The 20,625-nt window shown below is 63.5% G+C and carries 18 protein-coding genes; 9 read left to right on the top strand and 9 right to left on the bottom strand.

Annotation, left to right across the window (positions count from 1 at the left end):
• Positions 1–30: 30 nt before the first annotated feature.
• Complete coding sequence (locus G8767_RS14975) at positions 31–576, bottom strand: hypothetical protein (protein WP_019749419.1); 546 nt, start codon at positions 574–576, stop codon at positions 31–33.
• Between the two features lie 222 nt (positions 577–798).
• On the opposite strand from G8767_RS14975, the gene G8767_RS14980 reads away from it, so the two are divergent.
• Positions 799–2,373 (top strand): AMP-binding protein, encoded by a 1,575-nt coding sequence (locus G8767_RS14980; RefSeq protein WP_166810675.1) that lies wholly within the window; start codon positions 799–801, stop codon positions 2,371–2,373.
• 23 nt (positions 2,374–2,396) lie between these two features.
• Here G8767_RS14980 and G8767_RS14985 read toward each other — a convergent pair whose 3' ends face one another.
• Positions 2,397–3,080 carry a response regulator gene (locus G8767_RS14985; RefSeq protein WP_166810592.1) on the bottom strand — a complete coding sequence of 228 codons (684 nt, stop codon included), beginning with the start codon at positions 3,078–3,080 and terminating at the stop codon, positions 2,397–2,399.
• Entirely contained in the window at positions 3,077–4,759 is a 1,683-nt protein-coding gene (locus tag G8767_RS14990; RefSeq protein WP_234036708.1) for an ATP-binding protein, read from the bottom strand. The genes G8767_RS14985 and G8767_RS14990 overlap by 4 nt, the downstream gene beginning before the upstream one ends.
• A gap of 168 nt (positions 4,760–4,927) precedes the next feature.
• Between G8767_RS14990 and G8767_RS14995 the strand changes: the two genes are divergently transcribed.
• Positions 4,928–5,935, top strand: a complete 1,008-nt coding sequence (locus G8767_RS14995; protein ID WP_124567322.1) for a tripartite tricarboxylate transporter substrate-binding protein — start codon at positions 4,928–4,930, stop codon at positions 5,933–5,935.
• Entirely contained in the window at positions 5,832–7,415 is a 1,584-nt protein-coding gene (locus tag G8767_RS15000; RefSeq protein WP_206029393.1) for a CitMHS family transporter, read from the top strand. The genes G8767_RS14995 and G8767_RS15000 overlap by 104 nt, the downstream gene beginning before the upstream one ends.
• 6 nt (positions 7,416–7,421) lie before the next feature.
• On the opposite strand, the gene G8767_RS15005 is transcribed toward G8767_RS15000, so the two are convergent.
• The gene (locus G8767_RS15005) at positions 7,422–8,609 is read right to left on the bottom strand and encodes a nitric oxide synthase oxygenase (RefSeq protein WP_019749425.1); all 1,188 of its coding nucleotides are present in this window, start codon (positions 8,607–8,609) and stop codon (positions 7,422–7,424) included.
• A 235-nt stretch (positions 8,610–8,844) separates the two neighbouring features.
• On the opposite strand from G8767_RS15005, the gene G8767_RS15010 reads away from it, so the two are divergent.
• Complete coding sequence (locus tag G8767_RS15010) at positions 8,845–10,005, top strand: globin domain-containing protein (protein WP_029538575.1); 1,161 nt, start codon at positions 8,845–8,847, stop codon at positions 10,003–10,005.
• Positions 10,006–10,008: 3 nt separating this feature from the next.
• On the opposite strand, the gene G8767_RS15015 is transcribed toward G8767_RS15010, so the two are convergent.
• Both G8767_RS15015 and G8767_RS15020 read right to left on the bottom strand, forming a co-directional pair.
• Positions 10,009–10,755, bottom strand: coding sequence for an FAD-binding oxidoreductase (locus G8767_RS15015; RefSeq protein ID WP_003944435.1), 747 nt, complete (start codon positions 10,753–10,755; stop codon positions 10,009–10,011).
• 16 nt (positions 10,756–10,771) lie between these two features.
• Complete coding sequence (locus G8767_RS15020) at positions 10,772–11,968, bottom strand: FAD-binding oxidoreductase (protein WP_200314233.1); 1,197 nt, start codon at positions 11,966–11,968, stop codon at positions 10,772–10,774.
• Positions 11,969–12,150: 182 nt separating this feature from the next.
• On the opposite strand from G8767_RS15020, the gene clpB reads away from it, so the two are divergent.
• From clpB to pyrE, 5 genes are all read left to right on the top strand, one after another.
• Positions 12,151–14,703: an ATP-dependent chaperone ClpB gene (gene clpB, locus G8767_RS15025; protein ID WP_095972451.1), complete on the top strand. Its 2,553-nt coding sequence runs from the start codon at positions 12,151–12,153 to the stop codon at positions 14,701–14,703.
• A gap of 158 nt (positions 14,704–14,861) precedes the next feature.
• Entirely contained in the window at positions 14,862–15,833 is a 972-nt protein-coding gene (locus tag G8767_RS15030) for a hypothetical protein (protein ID WP_166810595.1), read from the top strand.
• Between the two features lie 86 nt (positions 15,834–15,919).
• Positions 15,920–16,807 (top strand): hypothetical protein, encoded by an 888-nt coding sequence (locus G8767_RS15035; RefSeq protein WP_166810676.1) that lies wholly within the window; start codon positions 15,920–15,922, stop codon positions 16,805–16,807.
• A 45-nt stretch (positions 16,808–16,852) separates the two neighbouring features.
• On the top strand, positions 16,853–17,653 hold the full coding sequence (locus G8767_RS15040; RefSeq protein WP_095972449.1) for an SDR family oxidoreductase: 801 nt from the start codon (positions 16,853–16,855) through the stop codon (positions 17,651–17,653).
• Between the two features lie 50 nt (positions 17,654–17,703).
• The gene (gene pyrE, locus G8767_RS15045) at positions 17,704–18,237 is read left to right on the top strand and encodes an orotate phosphoribosyltransferase (RefSeq protein WP_003944385.1); all 534 of its coding nucleotides are present in this window, start codon (positions 17,704–17,706) and stop codon (positions 18,235–18,237) included.
• 51 nt (positions 18,238–18,288) lie between these two features.
• Here the strand turns inward: pyrE and G8767_RS15050 are convergent, their stop codons facing one another.
• From G8767_RS15050 to G8767_RS15060, 3 genes are read right to left on the bottom strand one after another with little or no spacing between them, the layout of a single operon-like run.
• Positions 18,289–19,545 (bottom strand): MFS transporter, encoded by a 1,257-nt coding sequence (locus G8767_RS15050; RefSeq protein WP_003944384.1) that lies wholly within the window; start codon positions 19,543–19,545, stop codon positions 18,289–18,291.
• 23 nt (positions 19,546–19,568) lie between these two features.
• Positions 19,569–20,012, bottom strand: a complete 444-nt coding sequence (locus tag G8767_RS15055) for a MarR family transcriptional regulator (protein WP_095972448.1) — start codon at positions 20,010–20,012, stop codon at positions 19,569–19,571.
• Positions 20,013–20,045: 33 nt separating this feature from the next.
• Positions 20,046–20,609 carry a TetR/AcrR family transcriptional regulator gene (locus G8767_RS15060; protein ID WP_166810596.1) on the bottom strand — a complete coding sequence of 188 codons (564 nt, stop codon included), beginning with the start codon at positions 20,607–20,609 and terminating at the stop codon, positions 20,046–20,048.
• Positions 20,610–20,625 lie beyond the last annotated feature (16 nt).

A 20,625-nucleotide genomic window follows, 5' to 3' on the forward strand; every position in this document is an offset into this window, starting at 1 on the left:
TGGAACACCCACTCGGTGACCTGCAGGGATTCAGCCGGCGAGAGTCGCGGCATTGTCGACGGCGAGAGTCGCCCAGGCCCGGGCAGTGACAACCCCGGTGGGATCGGTGGCGACCAGAGCTACGTCGGTGACGCTCTCGTGGTCCTTCTCGTACGTGGCGAGCACCGTCACGGAGCAGTTCAGGTCTGCTCCCGAGGAGGTCGCGGTGCACCGTCCGCGGAACCGCCGTAGCGATGCGGATCCGTAACGCCGAGCGGCGAAATCAGCAAGGGCAGCAACGGAATCGGCGCCGGCGTCAGTGGACGGGGCTTCCCGCACGAAGACCTCGGCCACCAGATGCCCGGTCTGATCGTGGTATTCGGTGATTCGCTCGAGTGTCGAACCCAGTGGCCTCACGGATCCGGTGAGCCGTGCGCCGGGGTCGGGGCGTCCGAAGAACACCACATCCTGCTCGACGACGGACCCGTCGCGTGCGGAGCGCACGGTGCCGTACAACGAGTCGAAATCGGAGAGGAGCGTGGTGGCGGTACGGGGAGCAGTTGCCGTGAAGTGGGCGGTACCGAGCTTGGTAGTCATGACACTCTCCGTTGGACGCGACCGAGACGCTGTCGTCTCGGTGGGTACATCGACGCTAACCACCGCTCTGGCGGGTGACGACGGGCTTCCCGCTGATCGGGAGCATTCTCGGATTCGATCGAAGAGGTGGAACCTGTTCCAGTTTTGTGCAATTCTGGATATCGTATCCGTGACCGGGAGCACATCTCGATGACTGCACGCGCCGAGCAGAAGGAAGACCAGATGACAGACGAGTTCGCTGACCTGCACCGACCGGTATACGGTCCGGACCTGCTCATCACCGCTCTGGAACGCAATCACGACAAGCCCGCGCTGTACCTCGGCGACGTGATCCTCACCGGCGGTCAGATGCGCGATCAGATCAGCTGCTTCGCCCAGGCGCTCGCGTCACTGGGAATCACTCAGGGCACCAGCACCGCGATGCTGTCGAAGAATCGCCCCGAGGTCCTGATCAGCATGGGCGCAACCATGATCACCGGCTGCCGGGCGAGCGCCTTGAACCCGATGGGATCGCTCGACGACCACAAGTACATCGTCGACGACGCCGAGATCGAGACCCTCATCTTCGATCCCAATGCCTTCGAAGAGCGTGCCGCCGAGTTGAAGGCGTCCTCACCCTCGTTGACCAACGTGCTCTCGATGGGTCCGTCCGAGGTGGGAATCGACATCCTCGCGCTGGCTGCCACGTACGAGCCCGCGCCGCTGAAGGCCGCGCACGTCGACGCCGAAGACGCCAGCAGCATGGTTTACACCGGTGGAACGACCGGCAAGCCCAAAGGTGTTGTCGGATCCTTCCGTTCGGGTGCAGCGCTCAATCAGATCCAGATGTCGGAGTGGCAATGGCCCGAGGACAACCGCTTCCTCATCTGCACGCCACTCTCGCATGCCGGCGCAGCGTTCTTCATCCCGACCTTGCTGCGCGGCGGTGCGTTGATCGTCCTGCCTGCCTTCGAGCCCGGTGCTGTGCTCGAAGCGATCGAGAAGCACAAGATCACGGCAACCATGTTGGTGCCCACCATGATCTACATGCTCATGGACCACCCCGATCTGCCCAAGCGGGACGTCTCCAGTTTGCAGACGCTGTTCTACGGAGCCTCCGCGATGTCTCCTGCCAGGTTGCAGGAGGGCATCAAGAAGTTCGGTCAGATCTTCTTCCAGTTCTACGGTCAGACCGAGTGCGGCATGACAATTTCGGTGCTGCGCAAGGAAGAACACCTCGCCGACGATCCGGCCCGTCTCGCTACCTGTGGGCGCCCGGTGCCGTGGCTCGACGTCCGGTTGCTCGACGACGAACTCAACGAGGTGCCGCAGGGAGAACTCGGTGAGATCTGCGTCCGCGGCCCGCTGATCATGAAGGGCTACTGGAAGAAGCCGGCCGAAACTGCCGAGGCGTTCCGGGGCGGTTGGCTACACACCGGCGACATCGCGCGTAAGGACAAGGACGGGTTCATGTCCATCGTCGATCGCAAGAAGGACATGATCGTGACCGGTGGTTTCAACGTGTTCCCGCGCGAGATCGAAGACGTGATCTCGGCGCATCCGTCCGTCGCGTCGGTCGCGGTAGTCGGTGTGCCGGACGACAAGTGGGGCGAAGCCGTCAAGGCCTGTGTCGTACTTCGAGCCGGACTGACCGTCGACACCGAGGAACTGGTCGAGAAGGTGAAGGCGGCCAAGGGTTCGGTTCACGCGCCAAAGAGCGTCGACTTCGTGGATTCCCTACCGCTGACACCACTGGGCAAGCTCGACAAGAAGGCCCTGCGCGCGCGGTACTGGGAGACCAGCGCCCGCGCAGTCTAGGAACCGGCGTCGACAGCGAAGGGTCAGCGTTTCCAGACGTATCGACGCTCCGGGCGGCCCACCACTCCGTATTTCAGCGAGGTGGTGGACCGCCCGGTTTCGTAGAGATACTCGAGGTAGCGCCTCGCGCTTGCGCGTGAGATGCCGATCCTCTCGGAAATGTCTGTTGCCGAGGCGGGTTCGGTGTCGTCTCGCAGAGCTGTCTCGACCAACTGAAGGGTCTCGGGGCTGAGTCCTTTCGGTAGCCCCTTGAGGGACGACGCCCCCGCTGCGCCGCCGGCCACTCCGAAAGCCTCGTCCACCGCGTCCTGTTCTGCTTCGCCGGTACTGTCGAGGTTCGCGTAGGTCGATCGGTATCGCTCGAGCCGCTCACGGAGAACCTCGAACGTGAAGGGCTTCATCAGGTAATGCACGACGCCGCTGCGCAGTGCCTTCTTGACCGAGCCCGCCTCGCGCTCACTCGTGATGACGAGAACGTCCAGCTCCGGTGCCAGCTCGCGAAACGGGGCGATCAGATCCAGTCCCGTGGTACCGGGCAGGTGCACGTCGAGTAGAACCATGTCGGGTTGCAACTCACCGACCGCGGTCAGCGCGGCCTCGGCCGAATGGGCAACGCCGCACACTTCGAAACCGTCTATCCGCGAGACGAATCCGCTGTGCACCTTCGCCACCATGAAGTCGTCGTCGACCACCAGTACCCGGATCATGCGCCCTCTCCGTCGTGTAGGACCGCAGTGAAGACAGTCCACTCGATGTCCTCTGTCTCGATTCCCGGTATCTCGATTCCTGCTGTCGAATACGTGCTCACGGTGACGTCGCCACCGCGTCGACGACACGTCAGGCGCACCAGTGCCAAGCCGAAACCGTGTCCGTCACTGGACTGTCCCTTGGTGCTCCACCCTTGACCGAAGACCCTGTCGCGATTCTCCGGCGCGATACCAGGGCCGGCGTCCTCGACTCGCACTTCGACGGCTGCACCGCGGTCGCGAATCGACAACCGAACCTTGCGGCGCGAGGCTTCCGTCATCTCACCGACGGCGTCGACGGCATTGTCGACGAGGTTTCCGACCACCGTCGCGAGATCTCGTCCGAGCCTGCGGTCCACCGTCTCCAGATGTGTGTCCTCGGTGAGTTCGACCGTGACCAGTCCCTGTGCAGCGGCACCGATCTTGGCGATCACGAGTGCAGCGGTACCGACGTCGGCGATCTTGTCGGTGACGGATGCACTGACCTGCGCGCGCTCCATGGTCAAGCCCTCGACGTAGCCGACCACCTCGTCGTATTCGCCGAGCTGGACGAGGCCGGAGATGGTGTGCAGTTGATTGTCGAACTCGTGGATGTGTGCGCGTAGTGCGTCGGTGCTGGTTCTGGTCACGTCGAGTTCCTCTTCCACGGAGCGCAATTCGGTGCGGTCGCGGAAAGTGGTGACCGACCCGATAGTGCGGCCTTTGGATTCGATCAAGACGGTGTTGAGGACCAGTAGTCGATCACCGACAAGAACCAACTGATCGGATTCGGTTGTGCCGGAGGTCAGTACACTCTGGAGGCGGTCGTCGAGGCCGAGGTCCCGCACAGATCTACCGGCACTCCCGCGTGGGATGTCGAGGAGTTGGTGAGCACTGTCGCTCATCAGCACCACTTTTCCCTGCGCGTCGAATGCGATGACACCTTCCTTGAGGCCACGCAACATCGCCTCTCGTTGGCGAACCAGGTCCAGGATCTCCCCGGCCTCCATGCCGAGGGTCTGCCGTTTGACCCTGCGGGCCAACAGGATCGAACCGACGCCGCCGAGGAGTGAGGCCACCGCGAGGTACACCAGGAGGTTCGGCGCCGACTGCAGCAGTCGCGCCCAGATCGAGGGATACTCGATGCCGACGATCGCGGTTCCGGTAATCGTGCCTTCGCCTCCGAGGATCGGAACGTGCGCTTCCACGGCCTTGCCGGATGGCGTGTCGACCAAGCCTGTCCACGACCGATCCTGGGTCTGACGTGCATCGATGCCGACATCACCGGGGCGCGTCGAAATGACGACAGTGCCGTCGGCGTCGGCAAGCGAGACGTAGGTGACGCCCGAGATGGCGCGCACCGAGTCGACCGAACCCTGTAGTCCGGAGCGCAGGCGGGTCTGAGCCTGGGGGAGTAGTTCGCGTACCGCGGGATTGGCTGCGAGCGATTCCGCTGCGGAGAGTGCGCGACGGCCCTCCTCGCGTTGAAAACTCGCGGACGATTGAGCGAGGGAGAGGGCAGTGACGCACACGAGAACCGCGACGACGATCAGAAGTTGCAGCTCGAGGAGTTGCGACGCCAGAGTGTGCCGGCGCGGACGCAGGCGCGCACGCAGTGGAGACCTGCGCTCTCGCTCGGCCTGCTCGTTTCCTGAGGACACCAGCCAGACCCTAGCCCGCGGTTCGATGTCGGGAAAGCGGCCGTTCGTGAGCACAATGAGCACAAATCAATTTGCTTTCCCAATGGTGACCCCAGTCACAAAGTGCGTCAGTATGAAACCTGTTCACACAGCGGTACCAGCAGACAACCAGCAGACAAGGGCAGCGACATGAAGGCATCGAAGCGGCTGAGCAGGCATATCGCCCTGCTCGGCGCCTGCGCGATGACTCTCGTGCTCTCGACCGGATGCACTCCGGTCGAGTCCTTCTTCGCCGGTGGCCGAGCGGGTGAGAGTTCCGAAGAACTGCGAGTACTGGTGCCCTCGGTGGCCGGTGGTGGTTACGACCTGACCGCCCGGACCATGGTGCAGGCACTGGCCGACGAGGGAACCGTCGACTCCGACGTCGTTGTACTGCCCGGATCGGGCGGCATCGTCGGACTCAACCGGTTGGCTCTCGAAAGCGGGAATCCCGATCTACTCATGGTCATGGGGCTCGGTGTTCTGGGTTCGCTCGAGATTCTGCCGTCAGAGCACACTCTTGCCGACGTGACGCCGATCGCGAGACTGGTCGAAGAACCGGAAGCCCTATTGGTTCCGGCAGACTCGCCGTACAAAACTCTGACGGATCTGACGCAGGCCTGGGTGGCGGATCCGTCGTCGATCTCGATCGGTGGTGGTTCGAGCGAAGGTGGACCTGACGGGTTGTTCCGCCTTCTGTTCGCACGGGCAGTCGGGATAGATCCGTCGCTGTCTCCCTATCGCATCTTCGACGGCGGCGGAGAACTGCTCCCCGCGCTGCTCACCAGGCAGGTCGACGTCGCTGCAACCGGAATCGGTGAGTACCTGGATCAGATTGCGGCAGGCACGGTTCGGGTTCTTGCGGTCAGCTCGCCGGAGCGCACCCCGGCGGTGGATGCGCCCACCATGGCGGAGTCGGGCGTCGACGTCACGTTCACCAACTGGCGAGGGCTCATGGCGCCGCCGGGTCTGAGCGACGATCAGCGTCAGCGCTTGCAGGATTTGGTGCGGGATCTGGCGGCAAGCCCGCGGTGGAACGAGCTGTCTCGCCGAAATGGTTGGAACAGTGCAGTTCTCACCGAACCAGAGTTCTCTGCCTTCCTTGCCGATCAAGCCCAGTTCGTCGACGCGACGCTCGATCCGCCCGGCGCGAACTGAGCACAACCGAAAGTTTCGTTTCACCTCCACGAAGGTCACCGGCTCGATTTGCCGTGCCGTTTTTCTCGGCAACTCAGCACAAAAGGAGTTCATCATGCTCGTCACACTCGGCTTCCTCATGGTTGCGGTGTTCATGTTCCTGATCCTCACCAAACGCGCGACCCCGGTGGTGGGACTGACCCTGGTTCCGGTGGCCTTCGGACTACTTGCCGGGGCGGGGCTCGGAATCGGCGACATGATCACCGACGGCATCAAGTCGCTCGCACCCACCGCGGCTCTGTTGTTCTTCGCGATCATCTTCTTCGGAATCATGATCGACGTCGGACTGTTCGATCCGCTGGTCAAACTCATCTTGCGGATGGTGCGGGACGATCCGATGCGGCTCGTGGTCGGAACCGCGGTGCTCGCGATGGTGGTGTCCCTGGACGGCGACGGTTCGACGACATTCATCATCGTGACCTCCGCGCTGCTACCGCTCTACCTCAAACTCGGTGTCAGCCCCGTCGTCCTGACGGTGATCGCCGGCCTGTCCAACGCGACGATGAACATCATTCCGTGGGGCGGCCCGACCGTCCGAGCGGCGAGTGCGCTGGGACTCTCACCGTCCGACGTCTTCGTCCCGATGGTGCCGTCGTTGATCGTCGGCCTGATCATGGTGCTCGGATTCGCGATTCACCTCGGGATCATGGAACGCCGCAGGATCGGGACTTTGGTCCTGACTTCTGAGCGCATCCTCGAAAAGGTCGGAAACGGTGGAAGTTCCAGCACCGGTAGCGCCGGCACCGGCGGCTCGAACGACTCCGAAGACGACGGCGGCGATACCGGACGCTTCATCGACGGCCTCGACCCTAAGCGGGACACCTTGCGACCGAAGCTGCTCTGGTTCAACGCCGCGCTGACGACGATCCTTCTCGTGGTGCTCGTGATGGACATCCTGCCCATCCCGGTGCTGTTCATGATCGCGTCGTCGATCGCTCTCGCGGTGAATTTCCCGGCGGTCAAGGATCAGGGCGAAGCGATCGCCCGCCACTCGTCGAGCATCGTCTCGGTCGTCGCGATGGTCCTGGCAGCGGCCGTGCTGACCGGAGTCTTCCAGGGAACCGGCATGGTCGAGGCGATGGCGGAGTGGTTGTTGCAGGTCATACCCGACGCCATGGGCCCGCACCTTGCCGTCATCACGGGCGTCCTGAGCATTCCGCTCACGTTCTTCATGACCAACGACGCGTTCTACTTCGGGGTGCTCCCAGTACTGTCCGAGACTGCAGCGCAGTACGGCATCGAGCCGGTGGAGATGGCGCGCGCGTCGATTACCGGGCAGGCCGTACACATGCAGAGTCCGCTGGTCCCGGCGATCCTGCTCCTCGTCACCCTCGCCGGTGTGTCCCTGGCGGATCACCACAAGAAGGTCCTGTGGCGAGCCGGACTGATCTCGATCACGATGCTCGTGGTCGGCGTCGGATTGGGGCAGATCCCCTTCTGAGCGCGATCAGTTGTGGAAGGGGCACCGGCCTTGGTCGGTGCCCTTCTTCTTTTTCGTGACGAAGTTGGGCCGGATGTCGAGATCTGGCTCGTCGTACAGGCGGTGGAACGTCGGTGTGAGCGAGCTGGACATGGGCGGGTTCACCCAGGACCAGTCGGTCGGGCACTTGCGCCCGGCCTTGTCCTCGCGCGCGATGTGATCGATGAATTGCTTTGCGACAGTGTGATGGTCGACCATGATGACGCCGGCCTTGCGGTAGCTGTGGATAACTGCGCGGTTCAGTTCGACCAGTGCGCGGTCCTTCCACAGCGTGCGGTCGTGGCTCATGTCGAGCTCCATCATCGCTCCGATGGTGGGCAACATGTTGTAGCGATCGGTGTCGCTGAAGTTGCGTGCGCCGACCTCGGTGCTGACGTACCAACCGCTGAACGGTGTGCAGGGATAGACGATTCCGCCGATGTCGAGATTCATGTCCGAGACCGCGGGAACGGCGTGCCATTTAAGCCCCAGATCAGCGAACCAGCTGTATTCGGGATGTTCGATCTCGACCTCGAGTACGAGGTCCGTCGGAACGTCGAAATATTGCAAGGGCTCGTCGGGAACCGAAATCAGTACGGGGAGAACGTCGAACGCCGTACCGGCGCCCTTCCATCCCATCGCGGTGACCTGAGCGGTCAGATCGACGTGCCAGGGGTCGCCCAGGATGCTGCCGTCCGGCTGACGGTAGCCGGCATAGCGGATCAGTTGCGGGCTGAGGATGCGGTACTCCTGGCCGTCCTCGCGGGGAAGGGGGCCGACCGTCACGACGGACTGCAGAGCGCCACCGTTCGTCGACAGACGCAGGTGCTCCCAGCACGCTTCTGCGAGAGCGGAAGCGGTGACGGCATCGCGCGCGTCGATGAGCTTGAGGGTCCGCCAATGGGCGCGACCGACACACCGGGCGTGGTTTCGCCAAGCGAGTTTGGCGCCGACGAGCAATTCCTCCGCTGTGTGCGTGTAGGTGCCGGTCCGATGGAGTTCACGCAAGGCCTCGCGCCGCCGAGACGTCGGGAGGTGGCCCAGTTCCGGAGAGTCGAAAAATTCGACGCACTCGAGTTCCCGACGTTGAAGCTCGGTCAGCGTCGGGGTAGTGGAGGCGATCTGGGACGTAAGCCCGCTATCGGTGGGCAATTCGTCCTGTCGAACAAAATCCACGGCACGACTCCTGTTTGGCTGGTTGAGATTTCGCTGAACGTTAGCTCGGCGATCGAGAGTGTCGAAGCTCTTGTTTATCTTGCACGCAAGAATAAGAAAGGGACGGTCACACCGCGAAATGGGGTCGCATTGTGACACTTGTCCAGAATGATTTACGAGTCAGACATTTGTGACATAAGCTGCAGACGAAATTCCGCGGCGGGTCTTGCCGCGTCTAGTCGGGACGAGGATGAGCGTGGATTCGCAAGCAATCTCTCTGGTCCGGTCGAGCTTCAAATCCGTCGCTGCGGTGGAAGATGGTCCGGAACGGCTCGCCCGTACCTTCTATTCGATCCTGTTCGCTCGATCGCCCGAAACCCGGGAGTTCTTTCCGGCAGCGATGGATGTGCAGCGGGACCGGCTTGTCGGCGCTATCGCCCACGTCGTCGAGCGCCTCGACGAGTCCGACGCGATACTCGAGTACCTCGCGCAGCTCGGCCGCGATCACCGTAAGTACGGCGTCACCGACGAGCACTACACGGCAGTCGGGAACGCGTTGATCGAAGCACTCGAAACTTTCGGTGGCGCAGAAATGTGGACCGACGAGGTGGACAGCGCGTGGCGCAACGCGCTCGCGATCATCTCGGCCGCGATGATGGATGCCGCCAACGCGGAAGACGGACCGCCCGCCTGGAGTGCCACGGTCGTCGAATGCCGTCCGGTCATCAAGGGCGTCGCCGTCGTGCGGCTCCAGCTCGACCAGACGATGGAGTACCGCGCCGGTCAGTACGTCAGCGTGCAGGTCGCCGCGAGGCCGCGGATGTGGCGCTACCTCTCGCCGGCCACGCCGTACGACGGGACCGGAATCCTCGAGTTCCACGTTCGGCAGGTCACCGGTGGGTGGGTCAGCCCGGTCATGGTGAACCAGACCGCTGTCGGTGACACCTGGGTGGTCGGTTCGCCCATCGGCGCCCTGGGGATTCCGGAGAACTCCAAGGACCTCTTGATGATCGCGTCGGGAACCGGAGTGGCTCCGCTGCGCGCTCAGATACTCGAGCTGATCCGACGCGGTAACACCCGCAAGGTCCAACTGTTCTACTCCGGACAGCATCCGTGCGATCTGTACGACCTTCCATACCTGTGGAAGTTGGCAGAGAAGCACCCGTGGCTCACGATTGTCCCGGTCTCCGAAGAAGACGAGAATCCGTGGTGGCACACCGAAGCGGAACCGCTGCCCCCGATCGGCATGGCCAGGCGCATCGTCGGCAAGGTCGGCAAGGTCGTGACCTCGTTCGGTGACTGGGCGGGCTACGACATTCAGGTCGTCGGCAGCGAATCCATGGTCAACAGCACCAAATTCAGGCTGCGCGCAGTGGGCATCGACGTCGACACCGTTCGCAATGATCCGACGTACTGACCGTCAGTAAGGATCGAACTGAATGACTTCGGCCGGCGTTCCGGCCTCGATCAATCGATCACGCGTCGATCGAACCATTGCTGCTGACCCGCACACCAAGACCTGATGTTCGGTGAACGCACCGTACGACGCGACGACGTCGGCGAGCGTTCCCTCGATGAGATGATCGTCGCCGAATCCGATGTCGACGTTCAACCGGTCGAACCATCCGTCGGGCGGGCCGCCGTCGGAGAGATCTTCGACGACAGGAATGGGCTGCAACCACGGAAACTGGTCGGCGAGCAGCCACAGCATGTCCGCTGCGTAGAGATCGCGAAGCGTTCTGCCACCGAAGAAGAGGTACACCTGCGGCGGGTTCGGGGTCTGAGCCAGATCGAGAATGATCGACCGGAGCGGAGCCAAGCCGGTTCCGCCCGCGACCATGATGACGGTGGGTCCGTTCTCGTCGACGGACAGGTTGCCGCGCGGGTCGAGGATCTGCCAGACGTCACCGGGCTGGGTGTCCTTGACTATCGAACCGCTGACCCAACCGCCGGGAACCGTCTTGACGTGAAACTCCAGCTTCCCGTCGTGTGAGGGAGGCAGGGCGGGGGAGAGCCGACGGAGCAACCGCGAATTCTGCGGGACGCTGACATCGACGTACTGGCCGGGGCGGAAGGGGACGACATCGCCGACCAGGCGGACAACCGCCAGATCCTCACGGAGACGGTGATGTTCGACAACTGTGCTCGACCAGGTTCGCTGGGCCATGAAAGTTCTCCTGTAGTCAGTAGAGCGGGTCGTGCCGGATCTGGTCGAGCGGAGTTCCGCCGGCACGCAAGGCGTAGACGGTCGTCTTGATCATCGACGGTGACCCCGAGATCTGCACCTGACGGTCGGCCCACGAGCCGAACTGCGCGACCACTTTTCCGATCGGTCCGATCAGCCGGCTGTGCATTCCGAAGGGCGGTTCGAGCACCGGTCCGTTGTGCCACCAAGGGTTTTCGGGTTCTTCGGAAACCGGTACGACGGTCAACCACGGGTTGCTGAGCGAGATGTGCCAGAGGGTTTCGAGGTCGTAGAGGTCGCACGGGTAGCGGCCGCCGACGAACAGATGCACCCGCGGGTTGTTCGCGCGTTGGGACATTTCCATCACCTGGGCCCGCAGTGGAGCGATGCCGGTGCCGGATCCGATCATGAGAACGTCGCGGTCGCTGGTGAAGTCGACCTCGAGACCGCCGAGGGGAGTTGACATGACCCAGCGGTCACCGACGTTGGTTTCGCTGACGATCGCGGGGCTGACCCATCCTCCCGACACCTTGCGGATGTGGAACTCGAGCTGACCGAAAGGGTTCGTCGGAATCGCCGGTGAGTAGTACCGCCACATTTTCGGGCGCTGCGGAATCTGAACGCCGACGTACTGTCCCGCCCCGTACGGAATGGGTGGGTCGGCTTCGAGGCGCACTATCGCCAGATCGTCGAGGACTCGTTCGTGGCTGACCACGGTTGCGCCCCAGAGCGCCGGGGTCGTATCGGATTCGGCGCCGTCGGCCATCGTGCTCACGACGAGGTCGGTGAACTGCGACCAGGCCTCGTCCAGTTCCGGCGTCCACTTGTAGCGGCTGTGCGCGCTCGTGCCGTACATCGACCGAACCGCGCGCTTCAGAGCAACGCCTGCAGCCTCGTAGTGCTCACGCTCGACACCGTAGCGACGGTGGTCGCGGCCGAGTTGCGTGAGGAACTTTCGGATTCGGCGGTGCTGAGGCAGATTCTTCACGACGAACTCGACGGCTCTGAAGAAACGGTGGCCCTGCGATTCCATCCCGGCGGGGAACAATGAGCGGTACAGAGGATGTTCCGCAAAGAGGCCGGTGTAGAACACTGCCGAGAAGTGCGCGCGGCTCTCTTCGTCGTCGGTCAGAGAATCGAGGCTGGATTGCAGACGGGCGATCACTGTCGGATCCAATCCATCCCCCTTTCGCACCAGCTGCAACTCTCGCCACAATTCTAGTACGGCTGAAAATGTGACCTACGAAACCAACTCGGTCTGGCGAAAACAAACTTGAGCGGAATAGACTCAAGTTTGTCCGCGTTGAGCATAGTGACACAGTCGCAATACCAACCGGTCGCGGCTCTTCCCGTTCGACTTCGCCAGAAAGGTGACAAGTGGACTCGTTCACACCAACAACCAAGACCCAGGCTGCGATGACGGCTGCACTGCAGTCGGCGTCGTCGGCGGGTAATCCCGATATCCGGCCCGCCCATCTGCTGGTCGCATTGCTCGACCAGACCGACGGCATCGCTGCCCCACTACTCAAAGCCGTAGGCGTCGACCCCACGGTCGTACACCGTGAAGCTCAGGCAATCGTCGACCGCCTGCCCAAGACAACCGGCGCAAGCTCCACTCCGCAACTCGGACGCGAGGCACTCGCGGCACTGACCGCTGCTCAGCACCTCGCCACCGAGATGGACGACGAATACGTCTCCACCGAGCACGTCCTCTACGGACTGGCCGGCGGCGACTCCGACGTCGCCCAGTTGCTCGTGCGCCACGGCGCCACCCAGGACGCACTGCGTGAAGCCTTCACCACCGTCCGCGGCAGCGCTCGCGTCACCAGCCCGGAGCCGGAAGGCACCTACCAAGCGCTGGAGAAGTACTCCACCGACCTCACCGAAGCCGCGCGAAGCGGCAAGCTCGATCCGGTGATCGGTCGCGACACCGAGATTCGTCGTGTCGTGCAGGTGCTCTCGCGTCGTACAAAGAACAACCCGGTCCTCATCGGTGAGCCCGGCGTCGGCAAGACCGCGATCGTGGAGGGCCTGGCCCAACGCATCGTCGCGGGTGACGTCCCGGAATCGCTGCGAGGCAAGACCGTCGTGTCCCTGGACCTCGGGTCCATGGTCGCCGGTGCCAAGTTCCGCGGTGAATTCGAGGAACGTCTCAAGGCAGTTCTGGACGACATCAAGAACAGCGCCGGACAGGTCATCACCTTCATCGACGAGTTGCACACCATCGTCGGCGCCGGAGCCACCGGTGAATCCGCGATGGACGCAGGCAACATGATCAAGCCGATGCTCGCCCGCGGTGAGCTGCGGTTGGTCGGTGCCACCACACTCGAGGAGTACCGCAAGTACATCGAGAAGGACGCAGCACTCGAGCGTCGTTTCCAGCAGGTGCTCGTCGGTGAGCCCTCGGTCGAGGACACCATCGGCATCCTGCGCGGCCTCAAGGAGCGCTACGAAGTGCACCACGGCGTGCGCATCACCGACTCCGCGTTGGTGGCTGCTGCCGCGCTGTCGGACCGCTACATCACGTCGCGGTTCCTGCCGGACAAGGCCATCGACCTCGTGGACGAAGCCGCATCGCGACTGCGTATGGAGATCGACTCGCGGCCCGTCGAGATCGACGAGGTGGAACGCACGGTTCGCCGACTCGAAATCGAAGAAGTGGCACTCGAGAAGGAAACCGACGACGCGTCCAAGGCACGGCTCGAGAAGCTGCGTCAGGAACTCGCCGACGACCGCGAAAAGCTCAATCAGCTCAGCACCCGCTGGCAGAACGAAAAGCAGGCCATCGACTCGGTGCGCGTGCTGAAGGAACAGCTCGAAAACCTGCGAGGAGAGTCCGAACGCGCTGAGCGTGACGGCGATCTGGGCAAGGCAGCCGAGTTGCGCTACGGCCGCATCCCGGCGCTGGAGAAGGAACTGGAAGAGGCAGCAGCCGCTTCCGGAGCCGCCTCCGACGGTGACGTGATGCTCAAGGAAGAGGTCGGGCCAGACGACGTCGCAGACGTGGTCGCAGCCTGGACCGGAATCCCCGCCGGCCGGATGATGGAAGGCGAGACCGAGAAGCTGCTCCGCATGGAGTCCGAACTCGGCAAGCGGGTCGTCGGCCAGACCGACGCCGTCGTCGCCGTCTCGGATGCGGTTCGCCGCGCCCGAGCAGGTGTCGCCGACCCCAATCGGCCCACTGGTTCCTTCCTGTTCCTCGGCCCGACCGGCGTCGGTAAGACGGAGCTCGCCAAAGCCTTGGCGGACTTCCTCTTCGACGACGAGCGCGCGATGATCCGCATCGACATGAGCGAATACGGTGAGAAGCACTCGGTGGCCCGACTCGTCGGCGCCCCTCCGGGATACGTCGGCTACGAAGCCGGCGGCCAGCTCACCGAAGCTGTCCGGCGACGCCCGTACTCGGTGGTCCTCTTCGACGAGGTCGAGAAGGCACACCCCGACGTGTTCGACGTCCTGCTCGCAGTGCTCGACGAAGGCCGACTCACCGACGGTCAAGGCCGCACGGTGGACTTCCGCAACACCATCCTGATCCTGACCTCCAACCTGGGATCCGGTGGAACACGTGAGCAGGTCATGGATGCGGTACGCCACGCGTTCAAGCCGGAGTTCATCAACCGTCTCGACGACGTGGTCATCTTCGACTCGCTCTCCGAAGAGCAGCTGGAGCACATCGTGGACATCCAGCTCGAGCAGTTGCAGAAGCGTCTGGCTGCGCGTCGTCTCACCCTCGAGGTGAACGGTGCGGCTCGGATGTGGCTCGCAGTGCGCGGCTACGACCCGCTGTACGGCGCTCGGCCTCTACGTCGACTCGTTCAGCAGTCGATCGGCGACCAGCTCGCCAAGCTGCTCCTGGCAGGCAAGGTCCAGGACGGCGACACCGTGCACGTCGGTGTCAGCGAGGACGCGGATCAGTTGGTTCTCTCCTGATTCGGTAAGCGGAATGCCCCGTCGATCCACTTGGATCGGCGGGGCATTCGCATTTTGTTCTACCCTGGATGGCTGGATGCTCGAACCGGGGATGAGTGCACCCGCGCCTCTCCGAACGACTTCGACGCTCTTTCGTCCCAACCGAAGGTGAGCCAGGCATGACCGATCAGAACGATCCGCGTAACTCGGGTGGGCCGCGCCGTGAGGATCCCGAGGCCACCGAGGTGTGGGGGCGTACGCCCGACCAGCCGACGGAGCAGTACGGGACGGTGTCCGGCCAGAATCCGAACCAGCCGACGGAGTATTTCGGTCAGCAGCCGGGGGCACAGCAGTATCCCTACGGTGGCCCGGATCAGAACACGGAGTACTTGGGGCAGCAGGGGCAGCAGCCGAATCCCACTCAGGCGTTCCCTGCCTACAACCCGCAGTTCGATCCGCAGGCGCCGCCGCCCGGAGCGACGCAGGCCTATCCGCCGTACACGGCCCAGCAGTACGGGACCACGGATCAGTACGGAAATACGCAGCAGTACGGAAATACGCAGCAGTACGGAAATACACAGCAGTATCCGGTTGCCGGTGGTGGCGGTGGTGTCCCGCCGGAACAGCCGTTCATCGAGGACGGGTCGTCGGGAGGCGGCAAGAAGCGCAAGCTCGCGACATGGGTGGCCGCCGGCGTGGTCGGGATCCTGGTCGCCGTGATCGCGATCGTCGCGTTCTCGGCGTTCGGTTCGAACGACAAGGGCACCCAGACCGCTTTCGTTCCCCCGACCACCACGACGCAGGCGCCGACCACCACACCGCCGAAGGCGAGCACCACGGCACCGACTCCGACGACGGATTCCCCGCTCAGCCAGCTTCCGGGCGGGCTCGGCGAAGTCATCGGTGACGCCGGGGGAGCCGTCGGCACCGTCAAGTCGAATGACGGCGGCACATTGGTCATCGATTCGATCGGCGGCTCGCAGGTGACGATCCTGACCACTGCGGACACCACGCTCATCGCGCTCAACCGCGCCACCATCGCCGATCTGCAACCGGGAGACAACATCGTCGTCGACGGAACGCCGGTGGAGAACGGGACGATGACCGCCAACACGATTCTGAGTACGTCGCTGCCGAAGTTCGGCAACTGAGTCGTTCACGACACATCGGGCGAGTCCACCAGGGTGTCGCGGGAGGTTGAAGCCGCGAGTCGCTACCCTGGAGGGTGATGACTGGAATGTGGTTCGGACTGGCAGCAATTGCACTCGCAGGCGCGGGTGCGCTTCTGTACGTCGACAGGACGAGGCGAGATCAATCAGGGCGAGTGCGTCAGATCTGGGCGAAGGCTCAGGGCTACACGTACACGGCTACCGACGATCAGCTGGCAGGCGAATGGCATCGCGCGGTCATGGCCAAGCAGGACTACCTCACAGCCACCGACGTCGTCCGAGGCCGTCGCCGCGGAGAGCAGTTCGTGCTGTTCGACCTGGAAGAGACCGCGACCATCGTGGCCGTTCGCCGCGAGATCGGGTCCGACGTCGACATCGATCTCCGGTTGAAGTCGACGGCTCCGCCCAAAGACGGTGACCTGAACCTGCTGGGTGCGATCGGTTCCCGGGTGGTTTTCGCAACGGACCTCGAGATCGCTCGTCGTGTCTGTGATCAGCGCATGGTGGCGTTCACCGAATCCGTTCCGCCGTCGATCAGCATGCTGTGGAGCGAAGGGCCGTGGACGCTCGGCTCGCTGCCGGTGACCAGCAACGGCCGGGATTGGGACGCGGCAATCGAGTCGGTTGCGCGGCTGTCCGGCATCTTGCACGTACTGCCCCCCGTCACCGATCCCAACGAACTCGAGGTCGATCACGATCCGAGCCGTCCGCGGCCGGGGGCCGAGAAGTCTCGCCCCGCTCAGGATCCGGTAGAGCAGCCCCGTTCGCGTCAGGAGCAGCCGCCTCGTGAAGCTGCGCCTCGTGAATTTACGCCTCGTGAGTCCGCGCCGCGTGAATCTGGACCGAGTGAATCTGCGCCACGTCAGGACCAATCGCGGCGCAAGCCCGAGGCGGCCGACAAGCTGGCTCAGCGTCCGGCGTCGCAGCGCTCGGGCACAATTCGCCCCGTCGACTGACCTTCAGGTTCCCGTCCCGTCCCGATAACCACTAGCGTGGCCGGTATGTCGACTTCCCACTCGGATCGCCCTGTGCGTCCCGTTGCCCTGGTGACCGGACCTACCTCTGGTCTCGGCGCCGGTTTCGCCAAGAAATACGCCTCCCTCGGATACGACCTGGTTCTCGTCGCGCGTGACGAAGTCAGATTGCATGACCTCGCGTCCGAGCTGAAGACGATGTTCGGCACCGAGTCGGAGATTTTGGTTGCCGATCTCGCATCCGAGGCCGGACGCGACACGGTTGCGCTTCGATTGGAGAAGGGTGTCGAGGTGTTGGTGAACAACGCCGGATTCGGCACTTCCGGCGAGTTCTGGACCGCCGATCCGGCTCTGCTGCAGTCGCAACTCGACGTCAACGTCACCGCCGTGATGCGGCTGACCCGCGCGGCGCTGCCCAGCATGATCGCGTCGGCGCACGGAACGATCGTCAACGTCGCGAGCGTCGCGGGGCTGTTGTCCGGGCGCGGTTCGACGTACTCGGCAAGCAAGGCGTACGTGATCTCGTTCACGGAGGGACTGTCCGGCGGGTTGGCCGGAACGGGAGTGCGCGTGCAGGCGCTGTGCCCGGGCTTCATCCGCACCGAGTTCCACGAGCGTGCGGGTATCGAGATGTCCACGATCCCCAAGCCGATGTGGCTGAGCGTCGACCAGGTGGTTGCGGCGTCGATGAAGGATCTCGGTGACGACAAGGTCATCAGCATTCCGGGAGTCCAGTACAAGGTCCTCACCACGGCTGGGCGTCTGGTTCCCAAGGGTCTGGTTCGTCGGCTGACGAACATCGTCGGCCGAGGCCGCGGGCGAACCTAGCCCAGAGGCAGAAGCCGAACACAAGGCAGTGGTCGGTAGGCTGAGCACTCATGAGCGATCGTGAGGATTTGGCTGCGCTGGTGCGCGAATTGGCTGTTGTACACGGAAAGGTGACGTTGTCCTCGGGCAAGGAAGCCGATTACTACGTCGACCTTCGCCGCGCGACACTTCACCACAAGGCGGCGCCGCTGATCGGCTCGCTGCTGCGTGAACTGGTCGCGGACTGGGATTTCGACGCCGTCGGCGGTCTGACGATGGGAGCCGATCCGGTTGCGATGGCGGTGATGCACGCTCCCGGACGCCCGATCGACGCGTTCGTCGTTCGCAAAGCTGCCAAGGCACACGGGATGCAGCGTCAGATCGAGGGCCCGGACATCGTGGGCAAGCGTGTCCTGGTTGTCGAGGACACGACCACCACGGGCAATTCGCCGCTGACAGCAGTGAAGGCCCTGCGCGAGGCGGGGGCCACCGTGGTCGGAGTCGCGACGGTCGTCGATCGCGCGACGGGTGCGGATGCGGTGATCGGTGCGGAGGGCGTCGAGTACCGCTCGCTGTTGGGCCTGGAAGATCTGAACCTGAGCTGACGCCCCGTGAGTGGTTAAGGGGTCCCTGCACTCCTTAACCACTCACAGGGGTCAGTCGCCGACGGTGACGGCGAGTGCTTCGTCGACGCTGTGCGGCGCGGGATCGTGGTCGTCGACGTGCGCGAGGACCTTGCGTCCGCTCGACAGGACGAACACGGCGGCGAGGGTGAGCACCGCGCCGACCCAGAACGGCATGTGGACGTTGGACTCGCCGAGCTTGCCGGCAACCCACGGGGCTGCGGCGCCGCCGACGAATCGAACGAAGCTGTAAGCAGCCGAGGCGGTCGACCGTTCCACGGGAGCCGAGATCATGACGGTTTCGGTGATGAGTGTGTTGTTCACGCCGAGGAACAAACCGGCGAGGACGACGCCGACGATCAGGACGATCTTGTTCTCGGTGAAGAGCGCCATCATGCCGAGATCGAGTGCGAACAGTGTCAGCGCCAGCATCATCATCGGTAGGGTGCCGAAGCGTCTTTGCAGGCGAGGGGCGAGGAAAACCGACGAGATCGCCAGCATCAGGCCCCAGCCGAAGAAGATGAATCCGATCGGGTACGCCCCCATGTCGAGGGGGAACGGTGTGTACGCGAGCAGCGTGAAGAATCCGTAGTTGTAGAGCAGTGCGGTGATGGCAACGGTGAGTAGCCCGCGGTGCCGCAGCGCCTGGAACGGCGCAGCGATGGATGTGTGGTGTTCGGGCTTGGGCGCGCTCGGAAGCATCACGACGATGAGAATGAAGGCAACCGCCATCAGGGCTGCGACGCCGAAGAACGGTGCGCGCCAGCTGATGTCACCGAGAACGCCGCCGACCAACGGTCCGACCGCGATACCGATGCCCAGTGCAGCCTCGTACAGGATGATCGCGCGTGCGACGCCACCGCTGGCCGCGCCGACGATGGCCGCCAGCGCCGTTGCGATGAAGAGTGCATTGCCGAGTCCCCAGCCCGCACGGAATCCGACGATCTGCCCGATGGTGCTGGAAGCGCCTGCCAGAGAAGCGAACACGATGATGATGGCAAGGCCTGCAAGGAGTGTCTTCTTGGCACCGATGCGGCTGGACACCACACCGGTGATGAGCATGGCCACACCGGTGACGAGCATGTAGCTGGTGAACAGTAGCGAAACCTGCGACGGTGTGGCGTCGAGTTGTTCGCCGATCGGCTTGAGGATCGGATCGACCAAACCGATGCCCATGAAGGCGATGACGCTGGCAAAAGCTACCGCCCACACCGCTTTCGGTTGCTTCAGGAGGCTCGGCGGAGCCTCGTTCTGGTGCGTTGATGTCGCGGTCGTGTTGCTCACGGCCACCTCCTTTTTCAGTGGTGGGTATTTCAGCTGGGGTCGGAAGTCTTGATGATGGAGCGTAATTCGGCCAATCCGTCAGCCAGCTTCTTGATCTGTTCGGGCTCGAGTTCGACGAAGTGAGGTACCAGGGCGTCGGCGATCTCGTTTCGGCCGTCGTTCAATATCTTTCGCCCCTTCTCGGTCATGGCGACGCGCACTGCGCGGGCGTCCTCCGGGTCGGCCCGGCGTTCGACGTAACCGTGTTCGCCGAGTTTGCGTAGCAGCGCGGTGGCGGAGGGCTGCGAGCATCTGTCGAGCCGGGCGAAATCGCTGATGCGCATTTCGCCGTACTCCTCGAGAAGTGAGAGTGCGCGCAGCCAGGCGCGTGGGTACTGCTCGGACGCGAACGAACCTGCCAGCTTCGCGAAGCGGTGTGTATTGCTCACGAGGTCGACGAGTAGTTCGTGCAGTTGCTGCTGGTCATCGGACACGAGAAATATTATTGCATAGGGTAACTATGTAAATCAACGAGTGCGCGGAAGGTGGTTCGTCACAGTCGTGGTGACCAGCGCTGCGATGTCGAGGTCGGGGTAGACGAGCGTGAGGCTTCGGTTTGCCGCCAGCACTGCGATGCCGTGGGTTCCCGTCCAGATGTTCAGTGCAGAAGTGCTGGGATCGGAGGCGTCGGCCTCGTCGGTCAGGGATTGCAGGGCGGCGAAGAGTGGGAGTGAAGACTCCCGGAGGTTGCTGCCTGCGCCCTCGAGGAGGTCGTGGCGGAACATCAACTCGAACATTGCGGGTTGCTCCTGGGCGAATGACACGTATTCGATTGCTGCCGAGATCAATCGGCTACGAGCGGGTTGTTTGCCGGCGAGGAAAGGATCGAGTCTGTCGGTGAGATCGCGCAGGCCGTGTGAGGCGATTGCGGCAAGCAGGCTGTTGTGGGTCGGAAAGTATCTCCGCGGGGCGCCGTGCGACACGCCCGCGCGCCGCGCGATCTCCCGTAGCGTCAGTTCCGTGGCGCCGTCGACATCGAGAATCTCGACGCCGGTGGCGACAAGTGTTTCGCGAAGGCTGCTGACAGTCATGGAAGACAGTGTCTAC

It is taken from the genome of Rhodococcus sp. IC4_135 (genome assembly GCF_011602025.1).
Lineage (GTDB): Bacteria > Actinomycetota > Actinomycetes > Mycobacteriales > Mycobacteriaceae > Rhodococcus_F > Rhodococcus_F baikonurensis.

Coding starts and splice junctions, on each gene's coding strand:
- G8767_RS14975 (WP_019749419.1), bottom strand. CDS start 576: ATGACTACCAAGCTCGGTACCGCCCACTTCACGGCAACTGCTCCCCGT.
- G8767_RS14980 (WP_166810675.1), top strand. CDS start 799: ATGACAGACGAGTTCGCTGACCTGCACCGACCGGTATACGGTCCGGAC.
- G8767_RS14985 (WP_166810592.1), bottom strand. CDS start 3,080: ATGATCCGGGTACTGGTGGTCGACGACGACTTCATGGTGGCGAAGGTG.
- G8767_RS14995 (WP_124567322.1), top strand. CDS start 4,928: ATGAAGGCATCGAAGCGGCTGAGCAGGCATATCGCCCTGCTCGGCGCC.
- G8767_RS15000 (WP_206029393.1), top strand. CDS start 5,832: ATGGTTGGAACAGTGCAGTTCTCACCGAACCAGAGTTCTCTGCCTTCC.
- G8767_RS15015 (WP_003944435.1), bottom strand. CDS start 10,755: ATGGCCCAGCGAACCTGGTCGAGCACAGTTGTCGAACATCACCGTCTC.
- G8767_RS15030 (WP_166810595.1), top strand. CDS start 14,862: ATGACCGATCAGAACGATCCGCGTAACTCGGGTGGGCCGCGCCGTGAG.
- G8767_RS15035 (WP_166810676.1), top strand. CDS start 15,920: ATGTGGTTCGGACTGGCAGCAATTGCACTCGCAGGCGCGGGTGCGCTT.
- G8767_RS15040 (WP_095972449.1), top strand. CDS start 16,853: ATGTCGACTTCCCACTCGGATCGCCCTGTGCGTCCCGTTGCCCTGGTG.
- pyrE (WP_003944385.1), top strand. CDS start 17,704: ATGAGCGATCGTGAGGATTTGGCTGCGCTGGTGCGCGAATTGGCTGTT.
- G8767_RS15060 (WP_166810596.1), bottom strand. CDS start 20,609: ATGACTGTCAGCAGCCTTCGCGAAACACTTGTCGCCACCGGCGTCGAG.